19 protein-coding genes are annotated in these 19,157 nt (G+C 55.8%); 9 read left to right on the forward strand and 10 right to left on the reverse strand.

Going from position 1 to position 19,157, the window contains the following annotated elements; translation table 11 throughout:
* The first annotated feature begins 17 nt into the window (after nucleotides 1-17).
* The 7 genes from RMS95_RS03320 (at nucleotide 18) to RMS95_RS03350 (ending at nucleotide 7,398) form a co-directional block, all read left to right on the forward strand.
* Entirely contained in the window at nucleotides 18-833 is an 816-nt protein-coding gene (locus tag RMS95_RS03320) for a cytochrome c biogenesis protein CcsA (RefSeq protein ID WP_310643573.1), read from the forward strand.
* Complete coding sequence (locus RMS95_RS03325; RefSeq protein WP_310643575.1) at nucleotides 830-1,066, forward strand: PP0621 family protein; 237 nt, start codon at nucleotides 830-832, stop codon at nucleotides 1,064-1,066. Before RMS95_RS03320 ends, RMS95_RS03325 begins: the two co-directional genes overlap by 4 nt.
* 3 nt (nucleotides 1,067-1,069) lie before the next feature.
* Nucleotides 1,070-1,654: a 1,6-anhydro-N-acetylmuramyl-L-alanine amidase AmpD gene (gene ampD, locus RMS95_RS03330; protein ID WP_310643577.1), complete on the forward strand. Its 585-nt coding sequence runs from the start codon at nucleotides 1,070-1,072 to the stop codon at nucleotides 1,652-1,654.
* A gap of 392 nt (nucleotides 1,655-2,046) precedes the next feature.
* A complete protein-coding gene (locus RMS95_RS03335) occupies nucleotides 2,047-4,962 on the forward strand; it encodes a ribonucleoside-diphosphate reductase subunit alpha (RefSeq protein WP_310643579.1) in 2,916 nt (971 codons plus the stop codon).
* Nucleotides 4,963-5,056: 94 nt separating this feature from the next.
* A complete protein-coding gene (locus RMS95_RS03340; RefSeq protein WP_310643581.1) occupies nucleotides 5,057-6,220 on the forward strand; it encodes a ribonucleotide-diphosphate reductase subunit beta in 1,164 nt (387 codons plus the stop codon).
* Nucleotides 6,221-6,410: 190 nt separating this feature from the next.
* Nucleotides 6,411-7,004 carry a histone H1-like DNA-binding protein gene (locus tag RMS95_RS03345; RefSeq protein WP_310643582.1) on the forward strand — a complete coding sequence of 198 codons (594 nt, stop codon included), beginning with the start codon at nucleotides 6,411-6,413 and terminating at the stop codon, nucleotides 7,002-7,004.
* A 70-nt stretch (nucleotides 7,005-7,074) separates the two neighbouring features.
* Entirely contained in the window at nucleotides 7,075-7,398 is a 324-nt protein-coding gene (locus RMS95_RS03350) for a DUF167 domain-containing protein (protein ID WP_310643584.1), read from the forward strand.
* A 9-nt stretch (nucleotides 7,399-7,407) separates the two neighbouring features.
* Here RMS95_RS03350 and RMS95_RS03355 read toward each other — a convergent pair whose 3' ends face one another.
* The 7 genes from RMS95_RS03355 to RMS95_RS03385 form a co-directional block, all read right to left on the reverse strand.
* Nucleotides 7,408-8,307, reverse strand: coding sequence for a carbohydrate kinase family protein (locus RMS95_RS03355; RefSeq protein WP_310643586.1), 900 nt, complete (start codon nucleotides 8,305-8,307; stop codon nucleotides 7,408-7,410).
* A 10-nt stretch (nucleotides 8,308-8,317) separates the two neighbouring features.
* Nucleotides 8,318-9,034, reverse strand: coding sequence for a zinc-ribbon and DUF3426 domain-containing protein (locus RMS95_RS03360; RefSeq protein WP_310643587.1), 717 nt, complete (start codon nucleotides 9,032-9,034; stop codon nucleotides 8,318-8,320).
* The gene (gene prmA, locus RMS95_RS03365; protein WP_310643589.1) at nucleotides 9,034-9,915 is read right to left on the reverse strand and encodes a 50S ribosomal protein L11 methyltransferase; all 882 of its coding nucleotides are present in this window, start codon (nucleotides 9,913-9,915) and stop codon (nucleotides 9,034-9,036) included. Before prmA ends, RMS95_RS03360 begins: the two co-directional genes overlap by 1 nt.
* Nucleotides 9,915-11,264 (reverse strand): acetyl-CoA carboxylase biotin carboxylase subunit, encoded by a 1,350-nt coding sequence (gene accC / locus RMS95_RS03370; protein WP_310643591.1) that lies wholly within the window; start codon nucleotides 11,262-11,264, stop codon nucleotides 9,915-9,917. The genes prmA and accC overlap by 1 nt, the downstream gene beginning before the upstream one ends.
* Before the next feature lie 12 nt (nucleotides 11,265-11,276).
* Complete coding sequence (accB, locus tag RMS95_RS03375) at nucleotides 11,277-11,738, reverse strand: acetyl-CoA carboxylase biotin carboxyl carrier protein (protein WP_310643593.1); 462 nt, start codon at nucleotides 11,736-11,738, stop codon at nucleotides 11,277-11,279.
* A gap of 72 nt (nucleotides 11,739-11,810) precedes the next feature.
* On the reverse strand, nucleotides 11,811-12,338 hold the full coding sequence (locus RMS95_RS03380) for a TlpA disulfide reductase family protein (protein WP_310643594.1): 528 nt from the start codon (nucleotides 12,336-12,338) through the stop codon (nucleotides 11,811-11,813).
* The gene (locus tag RMS95_RS03385; RefSeq protein WP_310643596.1) at nucleotides 12,335-12,925 is read right to left on the reverse strand and encodes a hypothetical protein; all 591 of its coding nucleotides are present in this window, start codon (nucleotides 12,923-12,925) and stop codon (nucleotides 12,335-12,337) included. Before RMS95_RS03385 ends, RMS95_RS03380 begins: the two co-directional genes overlap by 4 nt.
* 73 nt (nucleotides 12,926-12,998) lie before the next feature.
* On the opposite strand from RMS95_RS03385, the gene mpl reads away from it, so the two are divergent.
* Nucleotides 12,999-14,450: a UDP-N-acetylmuramate:L-alanyl-gamma-D-glutamyl-meso-diaminopimelate ligase gene (gene mpl, locus RMS95_RS03390; protein WP_310643598.1), complete on the forward strand. Its 1,452-nt coding sequence runs from the start codon at nucleotides 12,999-13,001 to the stop codon at nucleotides 14,448-14,450.
* Between the two features lie 20 nt (nucleotides 14,451-14,470).
* Here mpl and RMS95_RS03395 read toward each other — a convergent pair whose 3' ends face one another.
* From RMS95_RS03395 to rodA, 3 genes are all read right to left on the reverse strand, one after another.
* Entirely contained in the window at nucleotides 14,471-15,580 is a 1,110-nt protein-coding gene (locus RMS95_RS03395; RefSeq protein ID WP_310643600.1) for a 3-deoxy-7-phosphoheptulonate synthase, read from the reverse strand.
* A gap of 259 nt (nucleotides 15,581-15,839) precedes the next feature.
* On the reverse strand, nucleotides 15,840-17,300 hold the full coding sequence (gene tldD, locus RMS95_RS03400; protein WP_310643602.1) for a metalloprotease TldD: 1,461 nt from the start codon (nucleotides 17,298-17,300) through the stop codon (nucleotides 15,840-15,842).
* A gap of 24 nt (nucleotides 17,301-17,324) precedes the next feature.
* Nucleotides 17,325-18,479, reverse strand: a complete 1,155-nt coding sequence (rodA, locus tag RMS95_RS03405; RefSeq protein WP_310643604.1) for a rod shape-determining protein RodA — start codon at nucleotides 18,477-18,479, stop codon at nucleotides 17,325-17,327.
* Between the two features lie 45 nt (nucleotides 18,480-18,524).
* Here rodA and RMS95_RS03410 point away from each other — a divergent pair, with 45 nt between their 5' ends.
* Nucleotides 18,525-19,151 carry a YqiA/YcfP family alpha/beta fold hydrolase gene (locus RMS95_RS03410; RefSeq protein ID WP_310643606.1) on the forward strand — a complete coding sequence of 209 codons (627 nt, stop codon included), beginning with the start codon at nucleotides 18,525-18,527 and terminating at the stop codon, nucleotides 19,149-19,151.
* Nucleotides 19,152-19,157 lie beyond the last annotated feature (6 nt).

Genomic DNA, 19,157 nt, shown 5'->3' on the forward strand with positions numbered 1-19,157 from the left:
AACGCTAAACTTGTCGCATGATTTTAGCCAGCGACTTCTCCGTCACTCTGTGGCTCAGCCTCTTGACTGCCACGGCTTACGCGCTGACGGCACTGATTGGCCCGCGTTTGGCGCTGCGCCAAGGACATCGTCTGCTGTGGGCACCGTGGACGCTGCACGGTTTGGGCTTGGTTTTTGCGCTGTTTGCCCCGCAATCCGAGGGGTTGCGCTTTGGGTTTGCCCCCGCGCTGTCAGTCACCGCGTGGCTGATGTTGACCTTTTATGTCCTAGAACAACACTGGTTCCCCCAACTGCGCACACGCTGGACGCTGACCGGCTTGGGGGCCGCTGTGGTGTTGCTGGCCGCCCTCTTCCCTGGCACACCACTGCACACGGCGGCATCGCCTTGGCTGCCACTGCATTTAGCCTTGGGCGTGGCGTCTTATGGGTTGTTTGCTGCGGCAGTCGTTCATGCATGGATGATGACGCGGGCTGAGAAAAGCATGCGCATGGCCACCGCAGACACCGCCGTCGGCTTGCCGCTTTTGACCCTAGAACGACTCACCTTCCGCTTTGTCAAAGCCGGATTTGTCTTACTCACCGCCACGCTGGCCGCGGGCTGGTTGTTTGGTGACAGTTTGTATGGGGCCAAGGCCGCGTGGCGCTGGGACCATAAAACCGTGTTTTCGGTGCTTTCGTGGTTCACATTTGCCGTGCTGTTGGTCGGACGCAGCCGCTTTGGCTGGCGAGGCCGCAAAGCGGTTCGGGTGTTGTACATCGGTGCTGGCTTGTTATTGCTGGGCTACGCAGGCTCGCGTTTTGTACTGGAAGTCGTGTTGGGACGCGTGGCATGAAGTACCTGATTTGGCTGCTCATCGTGTTCGCAGGCATTTGGTGGATTCGCCAACAACGTCAAACACCGTCCGACGATACGCGCGATCAAACAGACAAAGCTACACGCCCAGGTGGACCACAAGTGATGGTGCCCTGCGCGCATTGCGGCGTGCATCTGCCCAAATCAGAAGCCATACAAGGCACACAAGGTCTGTATTGCAGCGAGGCGCATCGGCAGCGCCAAGAAGGCTGACGCATGTCTGCTGATTCCTCTTTGTGGCGCGCAGGTTGGTACAACTTTGCCCACCACACGCCGTCCCCCAACTTTGGACCGCGCCCAGTGGGCGTACGCCCTGACTTGGTGGTGATCCATTCGATCAGCCTCCCCCCCGGTCAATACGGTGGCCCAGAAGTAGCGGCCCTTTTCACCAACACCTTGGATTGGAACGCACACCCTTATTTTGAAAAGATACGGGGCATGGAGGTGTCGGCGCACTTTTTCATCCGCCGTGATGGCGCCTTGATTCAATTTGTCAGCTGCAACGACCGCGCTTGGCATGCAGGCAAGTCCCATTATTTGGGACGTGACAACTGCAACGACCATTCCATTGGCATTGAACTAGAAGGCTTGGAAGGTCAGACGTTTGAACGTGCGCAATACGACACGCTCAGCAGTGTGTGTGCAGCCATTGCGCAACACTACCCTGCACGTCACATCGCAGGCCATGAGCACATCGCGCCTGGACGCAAGCAAGACCCAGGTCCAGGGTTTGATTGGCCACTTTTGCGACGAAGTTTGGGTCGGGCGACGCAATATTTCCCAAAAAATATTTTTCTTTAGCCAAGTGCTGAAAAAATATTGAGACGCTTTGAACTGCACAGAGTTTGTGCATAGAAAAAGCAAGCTGAGATAACACGGGCATTCGCAGCCCAAATCATGCCAAAGAGCGCTTGAAGCCAAGATCTCGTCTGAAAATTCCCATCGATATTGGCTTCACGCTGCATGCCTTGACGCCCCATCAAAGGGCTCAAATTTTCATACAATAAAAATGAATACCAATACATACAAAAACACTACCGGTAGTGTTTGGACACAGCCCCAAACACCAGATATAGTGTGTGGTGTTGGCGTAGACGTCTCATCAAAAGACCCTGCGCAGCAGGTTTTAAATGCGCGACACAGCTCGCCCAAAGACCCACGCCACTGAACCCGAAGCAAGGAAGAACAACGATATGCAAACAGCAGAACACACCCACACCGCGGCCGTCTCACAACAGCCGCACGTCGCGCAAGATCGCGCCGTGATCGACAGCCACAACAGCTTGAATCACTACCAAATCATCCGCCGCAATGGCGCCGTGGTGCCTTTTGAGCCAGCCAAGATTGCTGTCGCCATGATGAAAGCGTTTTTGGCTGTGCACGGCACGCAAGGCGCAGCCTCTGCCAGCGTTCGCGAGACGGTGGATGTGTTGACTCAAAACGTGGTGCGCGCCTTGATGCGTTCACGTCCAGGCGGCGGCACCTTCCACATTGAAGACGTGCAAGACCAAGCTGAATTGGGCTTGATGCGCGGTGGTCACCACGAAATCGCACGCGCCTACGTGCTGTATCGCGAGCGTCGCACCCAAGAACGTGCGCACACCAAAGAACAAGCCGCGCCTGCAACCCCTGAGCTGCATGTGATCGAAGATGGCCAACGCGTGCCGTTAGACGTGCCGCACCTGCAGCGTTTGATCAACGATGCCTGCGCTGGCTTGGGTGCTGACGTCAAACCCGCACCGATCTTGGCAGAAACCATGCGCAACCTGTACGACGGTGTGCCGATGGACGAGGTCTACAAAGCTGCGATCTTGGCCACCCGTACCCTGATCGAAAAAGACCCCGACTACACCTACGCCACCGCACGTTTGTTGATGCACACCATCGCCAAAGAAGTGCTGGGCAAAGAAGTGCTGCACGCTGACATGGGCCAGCATTACGCCGAATACTTCCCTCAGTTCATCAAAAAAGGCGTCGAAAACGACTTGCTCGACGACAAAATGCTCCAGTTCGACTTGGAGCGTTTGGGTCAAGCCCTCAAAGCCGACCGCGATTTGCAATTCGATTACCTCGGCCTGCAAACGCTGTATGACCGCTACTTCCTGCACGTGCGCAAGACACGCATCGAACTGCCACAAGCATTCTTCATGCGTGTGGCCATGGGCCTGTCGTTGAACGAAATCGACCGCGAAGCCCGTGCGATTGAGTTCTACGAAGTGCTGTCATCGTTCGATTTCATGTCCAGCACGCCCACCCTGTTCAACAGTGGCACTTTGCGCTCGCAGCTCTCTAGCTGCTACTTGTCGACCGTGCCTGACCACTTGGACGGTATCTACGAGTTGATCAAAGAAAACGCCTTGCTGTCTAAATTTGCCGGCGGCTTGGGCAACGACTGGACCCGTGTGCGCGCGTTGGGCAGCCACATCAAGGGCACCAACGGTGAATCACAAGGCGTGGTGCCTTTCTTGAAAGTGGTGAACGACACCGCCGTGGCGGTGAACCAAGGCGGCAAACGCAAAGGCGCTGTGTGTACCTACCTCGAAACATGGCACTTGGACATCGAGGAATTCCTCGAGCTGCGCAAGAACACCGGTGACGACCGCCGTCGTACACACGACATGAACACCGCCAACTGGATCCCCGACTTGTTCATGCGTCGCGTCATGGAAAAAGGCGAGTGGACCTTGTTCTCACCTTCTGACGTGCCTGATTTGCACGACCTGTTCGGTGCAGCCTTCGAAAAAGCCTATGTGGCCTACGAAGAAAAGGCCAAGCGCGGCGAAATCAAGCCCAGCAAAACCGTGCAAGCCACCGACATGTGGCGCAAGATGTTGACCATGTTGTTTGAAACAGGTCACCCATGGATCACGTTCAAAGACCCATGCAACGTGCGTTCACCACAGCAACACGTGGGCGTGGTGCACTCGTCCAACCTGTGTACAGAAATCACCCTGAACACCAGCGACACCGAAACTGCGGTGTGTAACTTGGGATCGGTCAACTTGTCGCGTCACTTGAAAGACGGCGCCAATGGCAAAGAACTCGACCACGACAAACTCAAGCGCACCATCACCGTGGCCATGCGCATGCTCGACAACGTGATCGACATCAACTACTACGCTGTCAAGAAAGCCCGTGATTCGAACCTGCGTCATCGCCCTGTGGGCATGGGCATCATGTCATTCCAAGACAGCTTGTACGCCATGCGTGTGCCCTATGCATCGCAAGAAGCTGTTGAGTTTGCGGACCGTTCAATGGAAGCCGTTTGCTACTACGCCTACTGGGCATCCAGCGAATTGGCCAAAGAGCGCGGTAAATACGCCAGCTACAAAGGCTCGCTGTGGGACAAAGGCATCTTGCCTCTGGACTCCATCGACTTGCTCACGGAAGCACGCGGCGGCTACGTGGAAATGGACCGATCCAAGACCATGGACTGGGACGCGTTGCGTGCCAAGATCGCCCAAGACGGCATGCGCAACTCCAATTGCGTCGCCATCGCGCCCACCGCGACCATCTCCAACATCATTGGTGTGGATGCCTCCATCGAACCTTGCTTTGGCAACTTGTCCGTCAAGTCCAACTTGTCTGGCGAATTCACGGTCATCAACAGCTACTTGGTACGTGACTTGAAACGCCTGGGCTTGTGGGACGACGTGATGGTCATGGACCTGAAGCACTTCGACGGTTCACTGCGCCCCATCGACCGCGTGCCACAAGAGATCAAAGCCTTGTACGCCACCGCGTTCGAAGTGGAGCCTACATGGTTGGTCGAAGCTGCATCGCGTCGCCAAAAATGGATTGACCAAGCGCAGTCGCTCAACATCTACATGGCCGGTGCATCAGGTAAGAAGCTCGATGAGACTTACAAGCTCGCTTGGTTGCGTGGTTTGAAGACCACCTATTACCTCCGCACGTCCAGCGCACAACAAGTTGAAAAATCAACCGTGCAAGCAGGCTCTCACAACGCAGTGTCTTCGGGCCCTGCTGCAGGTGGCATGAGTGCACTCGAAGCAGCCGCTGCTGCTGCACAAGCACAGATGAATGCTATCCCCGCCACTGACATCAAATTCTGCGGCGTGGATGATCCCACCTGCGAGTCCTGTCAGTAATTTGCAATTGCACAACAAAAATTTGCAAGGAAGTGCGTGATTGCTTTGCGATTCACTTTCTTGCATCCATAATTCAAGCATTGGAAAATTCTTTATGTTGACCTGGGACGAAGACATCAAGCCCTCATCGCCATCACCTCTTGCAAGCGGCATCTCCAGCCGCCCGATGGATCTCCCACCTCTTTCAACAACATCTGCTGCGCAGCCTGTTGCTGCGCCATCTATGGCAGCCACAGCCAGCCGCCGCGTGACTGCCGCTGACAAGCGCATCATCAACGGCCAAACCGACGTCAACCAGTTGGTGCCATTCAAATACAAATGGGCTTGGGAAAAATACCTCGCGACTTGCGCTAACCACTGGATGCCGCAAGAAGTGAACATGACGCGCGACATCGCGTTGTGGAAAGACCCCAATGGTTTGACCGACGACGAGCGTCGTTTGATCATGCGCAACCTCGGCTTCTTCGTGACAGCCGACTCGTTGGCTGCGAACAACATCGTTTTGGGCACTTACCGCCACATCACGGCACCCGAGTGCCGTCAGTTCTTGTTGCGTCAAGCGTTTGAAGAAGCAATTCACACGCACGCCTACCAGTACATCGTGGAGTCTTTGGGCTTGGACGAAGGCGAGATCTTCAACGCATACCACGAAGTCAAATCCATCCGTGACAAAGACGAGTTCTTGATCCCGTTTATTGACGCGATCATGGACCCCAACTTTCACACCGGCACACCTCAGACCGATCAGACGCTGTTGAAGTCATTGATTGTGTTTGCCTGCTTGATGGAAGGCTTGTTCTTCTACGTGGGCTTCACGCAAATTTTGGCCTTGGGTCGTCAAAACAAAATGACCGGTGCTGCTGAGCAATACCAGTACATCTTGCGCGATGAGTCCATGCACTGCAACTTTGGCATCGACTTGATCAACCAGATCAAACTCGAAAACCCACACCTGTGGACCGCAGAGTTCAAAGCCGAAATCAATGCCTTGTTCATGCAAGCTGTCGAACTTGAATACCGCTATGCCGAAGACACCATGCCACGTGGCGTGCTGGGCTTGAATGCATCCATGTTCAAAGGTTATCTGCGCTACATCGCCAACCGCCGTGCCACGCAAATCGGTTTGGAAGCGCTGTTCCCCAATGAGGAAAACCCTTTCCCTTGGATGAGCGAAATGATTGACCTGAAAAAAGAACGCAACTTCTTTGAAACCCGTGTGATTGAGTACCAATCGGGTGGTGCTTTGTCTTGGGACTAAGTTGATTCACGATACACATGTCACCCAATTTGTCTGCCACATATGAAAACGTCCGTGATCGAGACGTTGTGGTGGACGCACCGTGTTCATGGGGTTGGACCCGGGTCCAGCGCCATGAATCGCTTTGCACACGAAAACAAGTGCGAAGTGTTTTCACCCAATGATCTAAATCCGATCTAGGAGAACATAAATGGCAACTGCAAAAAAATCGGCCGCTAAAAAGGCCCCCGCAAAGAAAGCTGTCGCGGCCAAAAAGCCCGCAGCTAAAAAAGTAGCCGTCGCTAAACCAGCGGCTAAAAAAGCTGTCGCTGCTAAAAAACCAGCTGCTAAGAAAGTTGCTGCCGCTAAGCCAGCAGCTAAAAAAGCTGTCGCTGCTAAAAAGCCAGCCGCTAAGAAAGTTGCTGCCGCTAAGCCAGCAGCCAAAAAAGCTGTCGCTGCTAAAAAGCCAGCCGCTAAGAAAGTTGCTGCCGCTAAGCCAGTAGCAAAAAAAGCTGTTGCTGCGAAAAAGCCAGTCGCTAAAAAAGCTGCTGCTAAACCAGTCGCCAAAAAAGCTGTTGCTGCTAAAAAGCCAGCCGCTAAAAAAGCTGCTGCCAAGCCAGCCGCTAAGCCTGCTGCGAAAAAAGTAGCCAAAGCTGCTGTCGCTAAAAAGCCTGCTGCCAAAAAACCTGCTGCGAAGAAAGCTGCTAAAAAACCTGCCCCCAAGAAAGCTGCGAAAGCAGCCGCTGCGCAGACCACGCTGAACCCGCAAGCTGCTTGGCCATTTCCAACAGCAAGCAAGCCCTGATCCTTCAGATCTGTGGCGACGGTTTACCGTCAGCTCAAGCCCGAAACCGCAAGGTCTCGGGCTTTTTCTTATGAAGCCTTTGATAACCCCTATTCCTGACGTTGCTTACCTGCGACTTGAAAAAGCGGGGAATGTGATCGTAGATATTCATGTCATCCCCAATGCGTCGCGGACACAAGCCGACGGCATACATGATGGTGCTTTGCGCGTGCGTCTGCATGCGCCCCCGGTCGATGGCAAAGCCAACTTAGCACTCATGGCTTGGCTTGCAGATACGTTGGACATTGCCAAGCGACATGTCACGCTGGTACGCGGACAAACGTCGAAGCGCAAACAACTGCGCATCGCGGCCACCGCCTGCGAGACGGCCAAATGGGCCGCGCTGGCGCAGTAGCTGCGTTGATTAAGCCGAAATCAGCTCAGCCACACTGTAATTTTGCGGGCCACGTTGTGCAATTTTCAAAGCACCGACTTGGTTGCCCAATGCGGCACACTGCGCCAACGACCAGCCTTGTTCCAAGCCAAACAGCAGAGCACCGCGCCATGCATCGCCGCAACCGGTCGGGTCCACCACGTCGCGGGCTTTGACAGGTGGCACGACGGTCTTCTCGCCACCCACCCAAACCTCGCAGCCATGTGCGCCTAGGGTGACGACCAAACCGTCAACACGGCGAGAAATATCGGCATGACTCAACCCTGTGCGCTCGCTGAGCATCTTGCCTTCGTAGTCATTCACAGTGACCCATGTTGCCTGATCTACGAAACGCGCCAGCTCATCGCCATCAAACATCGGCAAGCCTTGGCCTGGATCAAACACAAACGGGATGCCAGCAGCATTGAACTGCTCGGCATGTTGCAGCATGGCATCTCGGCCATCTGGGGAAATGATCCCTAGCTTGATGTCCGCACGCTTTTCAATGCGCAAGCTGTGCGCTTGCATCATGGCACCTGGGTGAAACGCCGTGATTTGGTTGTTGTCGCGATCGGTCATGATCATGGCTTGTGCGGTGTAGATGTCTTCCACTTGACGCACAAACTCGGTCGAAATCCCCAAATCGTTCAAACGCTTCAAGTAATCGGCACCGTCAGAACCCAAGGTTGCCATGGGCAAAGGCTGGCCTCCCAACATTTTCAAACTGTACGCAATGTTGCCGGCGCAACCGCCAAAATCACGGCGCAAGGCGGGAACCAAAAATGACACATTCAAAATGTGCAGTTGATCCGGCAAAATTTGCTCAGCAAATCGACCTTCAAAGGTCATGATGGAATCAAAGGCCAATGAGCCACAAATCAGCGAAGCCATAAAAACTTTCTCAAGGGTAGAAAACCAAGGCCCGAAAGCCTGTGATGCGCTGGCTGGCAGCGGCTTCTAAATCAAAATTAACAACGGCGCGAGCTTCTCGCAGCGGCAGCAAGTGATCATCCAAGCCCAGCTCTTCTGGCGTGAAAACACGACGCAGCACCACTTGGTCTTGCAAGTCCAACAAACTGAGCTCCAACGCAGGTGTTGCGACGGGGTAGCGCTCTGTGTTCTTCAGCCGCAGCTGCACCATGTATCCTCCAGAGGGCGCCTCACTGAAGCTGCTGTTTTCAATCAAAACAGCGTCCAGTTCCTGTGGCCACGTCACTTCACAGGCGAGTGATTCACACAAAGCCAACAAAGCTGGACGCAACTCAGGAACTTGGGCAAACACCATGTGACGCCCCATCCACGCAGCTTGCGCCATCAGTAGCGACAACAACATCACACTGACAAACACCCAAACACCACGGTGAGCACGAGCGGTAGGCACCACAGACGAGTCAAATGTCAATGCGGCCGATGATGAAGGGGTTGGAGATAGGTCAAACTCGGCCAGCATCGCCGCGAGTGACGCCGTGTCACTCAGCACAGCGGGTGGCATCAAATTCGCCAAAGCCTCAAACACGCAGGTGCAACGGCCACACCGCACCCACCCATTGGCCAGCCTGAGCTGGTCAGGTGTCACCTTGAACGAGGTGGCACAGGTGGGGCAGTAGGTGATCTCCATCAGAGCTGCGCGGTCATCAAAATCCAACCATCTTCTTGGTCACTGACTTGCAGAGTGCAGTAAGGCGCGTAGGCGTCTTTCAGTTCCTGTGCTTGACGCTCCAAAATGCCAGCCAACACCAAGTGACCGCCAGCGGCCACGTGTTTGCACAGCAGCGGCGCCAATACTTTGAGTGGCGTCGCCAAGATGTTGGCCAACACGGTCTGATACGAACCAGACGCCTGGTCAGGTAAACCTGCGTTCAGTCGCACGTTGTTTGCGTCAGCGTTCAACGTGGTGGCGGTCACGGCAGCAGCGTCGATGTCCACCGCATCCACCGACGTCGCACCATGCAACGCTGCGCCAATCGCCAAGATGCCGGAACCACAACCGTAGTCAAGCACGCGTTGATGGGCTACATCGTGGGTGGCAATCCAACGCAAACACATGCGTGTGGTCGGATGCGTGCCAGTGCCAAACGCCAAACCAGGGTCAAGGCGGATGACTTTTTTGGCTTGTGCAGGCGGTTCATGCCACGTGGGAACAATCCAAAACTCTGGCGTGATCTCCACAGGGGCAAATTGCGACTGCGTCAAACGCACCCAATCTTGATCCGCCACAGCTTGGATCCCTAACACTTCAGAGCCAGCAAAGAAGTCTTGCAACGCCAACAGACGCGCAGCGTCTTGTGCCGCAGTTTGTTCAGCAAACAACGCCACGATGCGCGAACGCTTCCAACCCCCTTTGGGCGGTGGCATGCCGGGCTCACCGAACAGGGCTTGTTCAGCATCGGTTTGCGCGTCGGCATCTTCGACCGACACACTCAAGGCATCCAAGGCATCCAGCGCGTCGCTGATGGCTTCCACGCCCTCTTCAGGGCACATCAGTCGCAGTTCAAACATCAGCGCTTGTGAGCAGCAAGCCACTCTTCCAAGTAATGAATGTTGGTACCGCCCGCCATGAATTTGGCATCCACCATCAACTCGCGGTGCAACGGAATATTGGTGTTGATGCCCTCGACCAAGGTCTCGGCCAAGGCGGTACGCATGCGTGCCAAGGCTTCGTCACGGGTGTCGCCATGCACGATGATCTTGCCGATCATCGAGTCGTAGTTTGGTGGCACAAAGTAGTTGGTGTAGATGTGTGAATCCACACGCACACCAGGACCGCCAGGCGCATGCCACATGGTGATGCGGCCAGGTGATGGGATGAACTTGAACGGATCTTCCGCGTTGATACGGCACTCGATCGAATGACCACGCACATGGATGTCGCGTTGCGTGAACGGCAACTTCAAACCTGCGGCCACCATGATTTGTGTTTTCACGATGTCCACGCCCGTGATGTACTCGGTCACCGGATGTTCCACTTGAACGCGGGTGTTCATCTCAATGAAATAGAACTCGCCGTTTTCAAACAAGAACTCAAAGGTGCCCGCGCCACGGTAGCCAATTTTTTTACAAGCAGCCGCGCAACGCTCGCCGATCTTCTCAATCAACTTGCGGGGAATACCGGGTGCAGGCGCTTCCTCGATCACTTTTTGGTGACGACGTTGCATCGAACAATCACGCTCACCCAAATAGACCGCGTTCTTGAACTTGTCCGCCAAGATTTGAATTTCGATGTGGCGTGGGTTCTGGAGGAACTTCTCCATGTACACCGCGGGGTTACCAAATGCCGTGCCCGCTTCGGCTTTGGTCATCGCCACCGCGTTGATCAAAGCAGCCTCGGTGTGCACGACGCGCATGCCACGACCGCCGCCGCCGCCAGCAGCTTTGATGATCACGGGATAGCCCACGCTTTTGGCAATGCGACGGATTTGCGCTGGATCGTCAGGCAACTCACCCTCCGAGCCTGGCACGCAAGGCACGCCCGCACGGATCATGGCTTGCTTGGCCGACACCTTGTCACCCATGATGCGGATCGACTCAGCGGTAGGACCGATGAATTGAAAACCGCTTTTCTCGACGCGTTCGGCGAAGTCTGCATTTTCACTCAAAAAACCATAGCCAGGGTGAATCGCCTCGGCATCGGTCACCTCAGCCGCGGCAATGATGGCGGGCATGTTGAGGTAGCTCTGAGCGGACGCTGCAGGTCCAATACACACAGCTTCGTCGGCCAATTTGACGTATTTCGCGTCACGATCGGCCTCGGAATACACCATCACCGCTTTGACACCCAGTTCGCGACATGCGCGCTGAATGCGAAGAGCGATCTCGCCACGGTTGGCGATCAGAATTTTCTTGAACATGGCGTCAACCCCTTATTCAATGATGAACAAGGGCGCGCCGTATTCAACTGCCTGGCCGTTCTCGGCCAAGATTTGGGTGATCGTGCCTGCCTTGTCAGCTTCGATCTCGTTCAAGATCTTCATCGCTTCGATGATGCAGATGGTGTCGCCTTCTTTGACTTGGCTGCCAATTTCCACAAACGACTTGGCACCCGGGCTAGACGAACGGTAGAACGTGCCCACCATGGGTGATTTGACGGTGTGACCTGCGGGCACAGCTTCCACCGCAGCCGCGACTGGCGCAGGTACTGCAGCAACAGGAGCGGGAGCAGGTGCGGCCGCAGCAGGCGCTGCCATCATTTGCGTGACCATCGCGACAGGCGCTGGTGCACTCTTGACGATGCGGACCTTGCCTTCAGCCTCTGTAATTTCGAGTTCAGACACATTGGAATCGGAGACCAGGTCAATCAACGTCTTGAGTTTTCGCAAATCCATAACTACACCTTATTTGTTGTAAATAAGCGTCTAATTTACACCAAATCGTGAACCGATTCTCAAAATCTCAGCTCACAAAGCCCAGTTCTTTACTTCATCTTCTGACAATTTTCCCAATTTACGCTGTTTCAACTGACCTTGCGCATTCAAAACCACCGTGAATGGGAGCCCGCCTTGGCTATTTCCGAGCACTTTGCCAAGCTCGGTACCGTTCAAACCCGCCAAACCAACAGGGTAAGAAACCGCATGCTGGCTCAAAAACTGCCTCACACGGCTGGGTTGGTCAATCGCCAAACCTAAGACTTGCCATCCGTTGGCTGAATTTTGGCGGTAGAAGGCATCGATTAACGGCATCTCTTCCACACAAGGGGCACACCAAGTGGCCCAAAAGTTCAACACCAAAGGCTTGCCTTGGAAATCGGCCAACCGCACAACCTCTCCCGTTGGCGATTCGAACTCTGAGGCCCACAGCATAGACAAGGCCTCGCTCGGCATGTCCGTCAACGCATGGCGCCGCCACGCCAGTCCTGCGCCAGCCAAACCGGCCACGGCCGCCACACCGGCATACAGCCAGTTGCGACGTGATGCTGATATCGTCATGCTTCTTCCTTCATCAATCGCTCTAATGCAGCCAAATTTCCACGTTGGGTTCGACCTTGGGCATCGGGCTTTAAAGCACCGCGCAAATCGTCATGGTCATAAATCATCAAATGGACCACTGCTTTTTGTGTCAAGCCAGGACAAGCACACACCATACTCAGTGCATCCACCGCCTCACCTTGAAACCCCTGCACCGTACTCACCTCGTAGCGCACTTGGTGGTCGATGAGCTTAATTTCGGCTGATTTGGGGTCATCACAGAACAACTGCAGATAAATATCTGACAACGCGGTTGCTGTGCCACGCCATACCGATCCACTCAGATAGGGACGAAACTCGGCCAAGCGCCCCATCCACAGGGCGGCCAGCTGACGCAGCGCCAGCAACTCAGCCGCTTGGGTGTCCGCACAAAACAAGTCGATGTACTCGCGCACCGCTTCTTCCACTTGGTCATTGTTCGGCAATTGGGCACGGCTATTCAAGCCCAGCTGTTTCACAGCGCGACGCTTGGCGGCGCCGTACTCCAAGCCTTCTTCCACCACCATGCGTGCTGCGGTGGCTGCAATTTCTTCTTGAACCGTATTCATAGATTCCAATTGTCGCGCCAAGCCACACGAAGCCACCTCAAGGTCTGTCGGAACACCCACCTAAAATCAGGGCATGCACATACATATTTTGGGAATTTGCGGCACGTTCATGGGTGGACTGGCTGCGTTGGCGCGCGAAGCGGGCCACAAAGTCACCGGTTGCGATGCGGGCGTTTACCCGCCCATGAGCGATCAACTCCGTAGTCTCGGCATTGAGTTGATCGAGGGCTTTGACGCCAACCAAATGCGCCTCAACCCTGATGTGTACGTGATTGGCAACGTCGTTTCACGTGCTCGCTTGGCTAATGGAAGCCCAAAATTTCCGCTGATGGAAGCTATTTTGGAAAGCGGCGCCACCTACACCAGCGGCCCACAGTGGCTGGCTGAGCACGTGCTGCACCACCCCAGCCAGCATCGCCATGTTTTAGCCGTGGCAGGCACACACGGGAAAACCACCACCACCTCCATGCTCGCTTGGATCTTGCAAGCCGCAGGGTTAGAGCCCGGTTTTTTGGTCGGCGGCGTGCCCATGAATTTTGGTGTCTCTGCACGTTTGGGGCGTTTGAGCTCCGAAGCAGACGTGGCCGCACACAAACGCACACCCTTCGTGATTGAAGCCGACGAATACGACACGGCCTTTTTTGACAAGCGCAGCAAGTTTGTGCACTACCACCCCCGCACGGCGATTCTGAACAACCTTGAGTTCGACCACGCCGACATTTTTGACAACCTCGCCGCCATTGAGCGCCAGTTCCACCACTTGGTGCGCACCGTGCCCGGCAGTGGCCGTGTGGTGGTGAACGCGGATGAAGACAGTCTGCAGCGCGTGCTAGACCAAGGCTGCTGGAGCGGCATCGCCAAGTTTGGCGTGAGCGCCAACGCCAGAGGCATGCTTCATGGGCCGACTGGCTGGTCTGTGCAAGGCGAGCCCGACAACTTTGCTGTGTTGCACCAAGGCCAAGAAGTGGGCCGTGTGCAATGGGACATCACGGGTGTGCACAACCAACTCAACGCCTTGGCGGCCATCGCCGCGGCCGAGCACTTGGGCGTGTCACCTGCGCAAGCCGCCGCGTCTTTGACCGAATTTCAAAATGTGCGCCGTCGCATGGAGGTGCGGGGCACCGTGCCACGCGCGGGCGGCGACATCACGGTGTACGACGACTTTGCCCATCACCCCACCGCCATCCGCACCACGGTCGATGGCCTGCGTCGCAAAGTCGGCCCCAAGGCCCGCATCTTGGCGGTGTTTGAGCCACGCAGCAACACCATGAAGTTGGGCACGATGAAGTCGCAGCTGCCATGGAGTTTGGAAGACGCAGACCTTGCGTTTTGTCACTCAGGCGGCTTGGACTGGGATGCCGTCGAAGCTTTGTCGCCCATGGGGGCGAGAGCCTCGGTGGCTGGGTCTGTAGATGAAGTCATTGCACAGGTCGTGGCAGCGGCGCAGGCGGGCGACCATGTGCTGTGCATGAGCAATGGGGGCTTTGGCGGGATTCACGCCAAGCTGCTGGCAGCCTTGGCGTGATCCACAACACGTGCGTCGTATTAAGAACGCTTGCGACGTGCGGCCACAGCTTCAGACAACACGTCGAGCGAAGCCACCGAATCGTTCCAATCCAAGCAGGCGTCGGTGATGCTCTTGCCGTATTCCAGCTTCGACACATCATCTTTGCCAGGCGTGAACTTCTGGGAACCACCATGAATGTGGCTCTCAATCATCACGCCAAACACTTGGTGTGAGCCACTACTGATTTGCTCGGCAATGTCTTTGGCAACCACCAGCTGACGCTCGTGCTGCTTGCTGCTGTTGGCGTGGCTGCAATCCACCATCAACGAAGCAGGCAACTTGGCTTTGGCCAATTCTTCGCACGCAGCTGTCACGCTGGCTGCGTCATAGTTAGGCGCTTTGCCGCCGCGCAAGATGACGTGGCAGTCCTTGTTGCCCTTGGTTTGCACAATCGCCACTTGGCCGTTTTTGTGAATCGACAAGAAGTGGTGCGCGCCAGCAGCGGCTTGAATCGCATCGGTCGCAATCTTGATGTTGCCGTCGGTCCCGTTCTTGAAACCAATAGGCGCTGAAATGCCCGAGGCCAACTCGCGGTGCACTTGGCTCTCGGTCGTACGCGCGCCAATCGCGCCCCACGAAATCAAATCGCCGATGTACTGCGGGCTGATGGCATCCAAAAACTCGCTGCCAGCGGGCAGGCCGAGGCGGTTGATCTCAATCAGCAACTGGCGTGCGATACGCAGGCCTTCGTCGATGCGAAAGCTCTCGTCCAAGTACGGGTCGTTGATCAAACCCTTCCAGCCCACGGTGGTGCGTGGCTTTTCGAAGTACACACGCATCACGATTTCAAGCGTGTCGGCGTACTTTTCGCGCAGCGGTTGCAAGCGACGTGCGTAGTCAATCGCAGCAGCGGGGTCGTGAATGGAACAGGGGCCAATCACCACCAACAAGCGGTCGTCTTTGCCGTTCATGATGTGATGGATGGTCTTGCGGGTATGCGTGATGAGCTTCTCGACCGGTGTGTCTTGGATCGGGAAGAAGCGAATCAAATGTTCGGGAGGAGGTAGCACGGTGATGTCCTTGATACGTTGATCGTCGGTTTGACTGGTGTTTTCAACGTGGCTTGGATAACTGGTGTTCGTTTTCATGGTCTCGTCCTGAAGTTTTAAAAAGGTGATTTAAGAATTTGGCAAAAAAAAACCGCCGGGGGTCCGGCGGTTGGTTTGGGAGTTCAGAGCGTTTTGCGTACGTTCAGATCTCTCGACCGCCGTGGGGGCGTGAGATAAAAAAGTAAGCAAAATAAAAACGGGCTGAACTCATGGATTGGAATGTAGCACAGGCAATCTGGCAGTTTGCTGACAAATCACTGGGGTTTACACGCAAGCAGGGGTGACGCCGAGCACGGCGTTATGCCGTGCCGCCGACCGTCAAGCCATCAATGCGCAAGGTAGGTTGCCCCACTCCCACGGGCACGCTTTGACCTTCTTTGCCGCAGGTACCCACGCCCGTATCAAGCGCCATGTCGTTGCCAATCAGGCTGACACGCGTCAAGGCATCGGGGCCATTGCCCACCAAGGTGGCACCTTTGACGGGGTATTGAATCTTGCCGTTCTCCACCCAAAACGCTTGGCTGGTCGAGAATACAAACTTACCCGACGTGATGTCGACTTGACCGCCGCCAAAGTTCACCGCGTACAAGCCCTTCTTCAAGCTCGACACGATTTCTTCCGGTGATTTGTCGCCACCCAGCATGTAGGTGTTGGTCATGCGTGGCATCGGCACATGGGCGTAGCTTTCGCGACGGCCGTTGCCCGTGGGTTTCACCCCCATCAAGCGTGCATTCATGGCGTCTTGGATGTAGCCCTTCAAGATGCCATCTTCAATCAGCACATTGCGCTGGCTGGCATTGCCCTCGTCGTCCACGTTGAGCGAACCACGGCGGTCTGGCAAAGTGCCGTCGTCAAGCACGGTCACGCCTTTGGCAGCCACGCGTTGGCCAATGCGCCCGCTGAACGCGCTGGAGCCTTTGCGGTTGAAGTCACCTTCCAAACCGTGGCCAATCGCTTCGTGCAACAAGATGCCGGGCCAACCGGGGCCCAACACCACGCTCATTTCACCAGCAGGTGCGGGGCGTGCTTCCAAGTTGGTGAGTGCGCATTTGACAGCCTCGTCCACGTAGCTTTGCACCAGCGCATCGTCAAAATGTGTCAAACCAAAACGACCACCGCCGCCACCTGAACCGGTTTCGCGACGGCCATTTTGCTCAGCAATCACGGTCACGCTGAGGCGTACCAAAGGTCGCACGTCGGCGGCCAGCGTGCCGTCAGCGCGCACCACCATCACGACGTCGTACTCGCTGGCCAAACCGGCCATCACTTGAATGATGCGCGGATCTTTGGCGCGTGCCATGTGCTCCACGCGACCGAGCAAAGCAACTTTCTCGGTGCTGTCGAGCGACGCAATCGGATCGAGGTCACGGTACAAAGAACGGCTAGGGGCCACTTTGCGCGAAGGCACTTTGACGCGTCCGCCTTTCGCGGCGGCACCAATGGTGCGCACCGTGCGGGCCGCGTCGAGCAAGGAGGCTTCAGAGATGTCGTCTGAATAAGCGAAGGCGGTTTTTTCGCCGCTCACCGCGCGAACGCCCACACCTTGGTCAATGCTGAATGAGCCCGTTTTCACGATGCCCTCTTCCAAACTCCAACCTTCTGAACGGGTGTACTGGAAGTACAGATCAGCCTCATCCACTTGGTGTGTTTTGATTTCGGCCAAGGTGCGCGCCAAGTGCGTCTCGTCCAAACCAAAAGGCTCTAACAACAGTTGACGGGCAACGCTCAAGCGTTCGAGGGTGGGTTCACGTGAAATCATGGAAGGGATTGTAGAAGTCAAGCGTCAAGACTGCACCAACTGCTTGGCTTTAGCCACAGACATCAAGATGCCAAGACCTAGGCCCAGCGTCACCATGGCAGTGCCGCCATAGCTGATGAACGGCAAAGGCACGCCCACCACAGGCAAGATGCCGCTGACCATACCCATGTTGACAAAGGCATAAATGAAAAAACTCAGGGTAATGCTGCCTGCCAACAAGCGCGCAAACAAAGTTGGCCCCTCAACGGCAATGGCCAATCCCCTGAAGACCAAAAAGATAAACCCAGCAATGAGCAACAAATTACCGAACAGGCCAAACTCTTCGCCAAACGCCGCGAACACAAAGTCGGTGGTGCGTTCTGGGATGAAGTCGAGATGGGTTTGCGTGCCTTGCATGAAACCCTTGCCCCAAAAGCCCCCCGAGCCAATCGCGATCATGCCTTGGATGATGTGAAATCCTTTGCCTAAAGGGTCTCGCGAGGGATCCAGCAAAGTACAAATACGCTGCTGCTGGTAGTCGTGCAAGATGGGCCAACGGAAACCATCGGCGCACAAGGTAGGCTCAAAAATGACCACCAAGGCAATGCCGATCAAGCCCAACACAATGGGTGGCACGATCAAAAACCAACTCAAACCGGCAAAGAAAATCACCGCCACGCCAGCCGCGAGCACCAAAATAGCGGTACCCAGATCAGGCTGACGCACGATCAAGCCCACAGGCACCAGCAGCAGCAAGCCCGCGACCAAGAAGTCCAGCGGTCGCAATTGGCCCTCGCGCTTTTGGAACCACCAAGCCAGCATCAACGGCATGGCGATTTTCATGATTTCGCTGGGTTGAATTACCACACCGATGTTCAGCCAACGACGTGCGCCCTTTTTGGTCAAGCCAAACAGTGCCACCGCCACCAACAAAGCGACGCCCACGGTGTAGAGCGGCACGGCAAACGCCATCAGGCGTTGGGGCGGGATTTGGGCCACCACAAACATGATGAAACCCGCAATCAACATATTGCGACCATGGTCAAAAAACCGCGCCCCATTGGCAAAGCCTGACGAATACATGGTCAACAGTCCCGCACAAGCGAGCAAAAAGACGCCAAACGCCAAAGGTCCGTCAAAGCCTCGGAGCAATGGCATCAAACGCTGAAACGGACTGGGTTTATGGATCACGGTGGACATATGGGTGATTATCTCTTCTACCCAGCGACTGCTACGATTTCGGCCATGCCACATGCCCCCTCCCTTTCAGCAACAGCACCTTCAGCTGCCGTCACACACGTGCTTTATTTGCACGGGTTTCGCTCCTCGCCTCAATCCACCAAAGCGCGCCACATGGCGACACTCATGGCCGAGCGCTTTCCGACCGTGACGTGGTGGTGCCCGCAGCTGCCTGCCTCGCCACAAGCGGCAGCAGCGTTGATCGCACAAGGCACAGCGGACTGGCCCGCGCAGACCATGGCGGTGATGGGCTCATCCTTGGGCGGGTATTACGCCACGTGGATGGCCGCACAACGCGGATGCAAGGCGGTATTGATCAACCCCGCCGTGTTCCCCGCCCGCGACTTGGCCAAATACATCGGCGAGCAAACCGCATGGCACAACCCGGAGGAGCGGTTTTACTTCGCGCCAGAGTTTGTCGACGAGCTGCGAGCTCTGGAAAGCCCGACCTTCAAGCCGAGCCCCGCGCAGCTGCTGGCCTTGATCGCCAAAGGTGACGAGGTGCTCGATTGGCGCGAAATGTCCGCGCGCTACCCGCTCGCCCAGCAAGTGCTAATCGACGGTGGCGACCATGCGCTAAGCGACTTTGATGCACACCTTGCCCGTGTGCTGGCGTTTTTAGGGTTGGCGTAACCAGCC

This window comes from Limnohabitans sp., from assembly GCF_031539175.1.
In the GTDB taxonomy this organism is placed as follows: Bacteria; Pseudomonadota; Gammaproteobacteria; order Burkholderiales; family Burkholderiaceae_C; genus Limnohabitans.

Bases quoted from the DNA above. Each gene is read 5' to 3' on its own strand.
- RMS95_RS03320 (WP_310643573.1), top strand. From the start codon at position 18: ATGATTTTAGCCAGCGACTTCTCCGTCACTCTGTGGCTCAGCCTCTTG.
- RMS95_RS03325 (WP_310643575.1), top strand. From the start codon at position 830: ATGAAGTACCTGATTTGGCTGCTCATCGTGTTCGCAGGCATTTGGTGG.
- ampD (WP_310643577.1), top strand. From the start codon at position 1,070: ATGTCTGCTGATTCCTCTTTGTGGCGCGCAGGTTGGTACAACTTTGCC.
- RMS95_RS03335 (WP_310643579.1), top strand. From the start codon at position 2,047: ATGCAAACAGCAGAACACACCCACACCGCGGCCGTCTCACAACAGCCG.
- RMS95_RS03340 (WP_310643581.1), top strand. From the start codon at position 5,057: ATGTTGACCTGGGACGAAGACATCAAGCCCTCATCGCCATCACCTCTT.
- RMS95_RS03345 (WP_310643582.1), top strand. From the start codon at position 6,411: ATGGCAACTGCAAAAAAATCGGCCGCTAAAAAGGCCCCCGCAAAGAAA.
- RMS95_RS03350 (WP_310643584.1), top strand. From the start codon at position 7,075: ATGAAGCCTTTGATAACCCCTATTCCTGACGTTGCTTACCTGCGACTT.
- RMS95_RS03355 (WP_310643586.1), bottom strand. From the start codon at position 8,307: ATGGCTTCGCTGATTTGTGGCTCATTGGCCTTTGATTCCATCATGACC.
- RMS95_RS03360 (WP_310643587.1), bottom strand. From the start codon at position 9,034: ATGGAGATCACCTACTGCCCCACCTGTGCCACCTCGTTCAAGGTGACA.
- prmA (WP_310643589.1), bottom strand. From the start codon at position 9,915: ATGTTTGAACTGCGACTGATGTGCCCTGAAGAGGGCGTGGAAGCCATC.
- accC (WP_310643591.1), bottom strand. From the start codon at position 11,264: ATGTTCAAGAAAATTCTGATCGCCAACCGTGGCGAGATCGCTCTTCGC.
- accB (WP_310643593.1), bottom strand. From the start codon at position 11,738: ATGGATTTGCGAAAACTCAAGACGTTGATTGACCTGGTCTCCGATTCC.
- RMS95_RS03380 (WP_310643594.1), bottom strand. From the start codon at position 12,338: ATGACGATATCAGCATCACGTCGCAACTGGCTGTATGCCGGTGTGGCG.
- RMS95_RS03385 (WP_310643596.1), bottom strand. From the start codon at position 12,925: ATGAATACGGTTCAAGAAGAAATTGCAGCCACCGCAGCACGCATGGTG.
- mpl (WP_310643598.1), top strand. From the start codon at position 12,999: ATGCACATACATATTTTGGGAATTTGCGGCACGTTCATGGGTGGACTG.
- RMS95_RS03395 (WP_310643600.1), bottom strand. From the start codon at position 15,580: ATGAAAACGAACACCAGTTATCCAAGCCACGTTGAAAACACCAGTCAA.
- tldD (WP_310643602.1), bottom strand. From the start codon at position 17,300: ATGATTTCACGTGAACCCACCCTCGAACGCTTGAGCGTTGCCCGTCAA.
- rodA (WP_310643604.1), bottom strand. From the start codon at position 18,479: ATGTCCACCGTGATCCATAAACCCAGTCCGTTTCAGCGTTTGATGCCA.
- RMS95_RS03410 (WP_310643606.1), top strand. From the start codon at position 18,525: ATGCCACATGCCCCCTCCCTTTCAGCAACAGCACCTTCAGCTGCCGTC.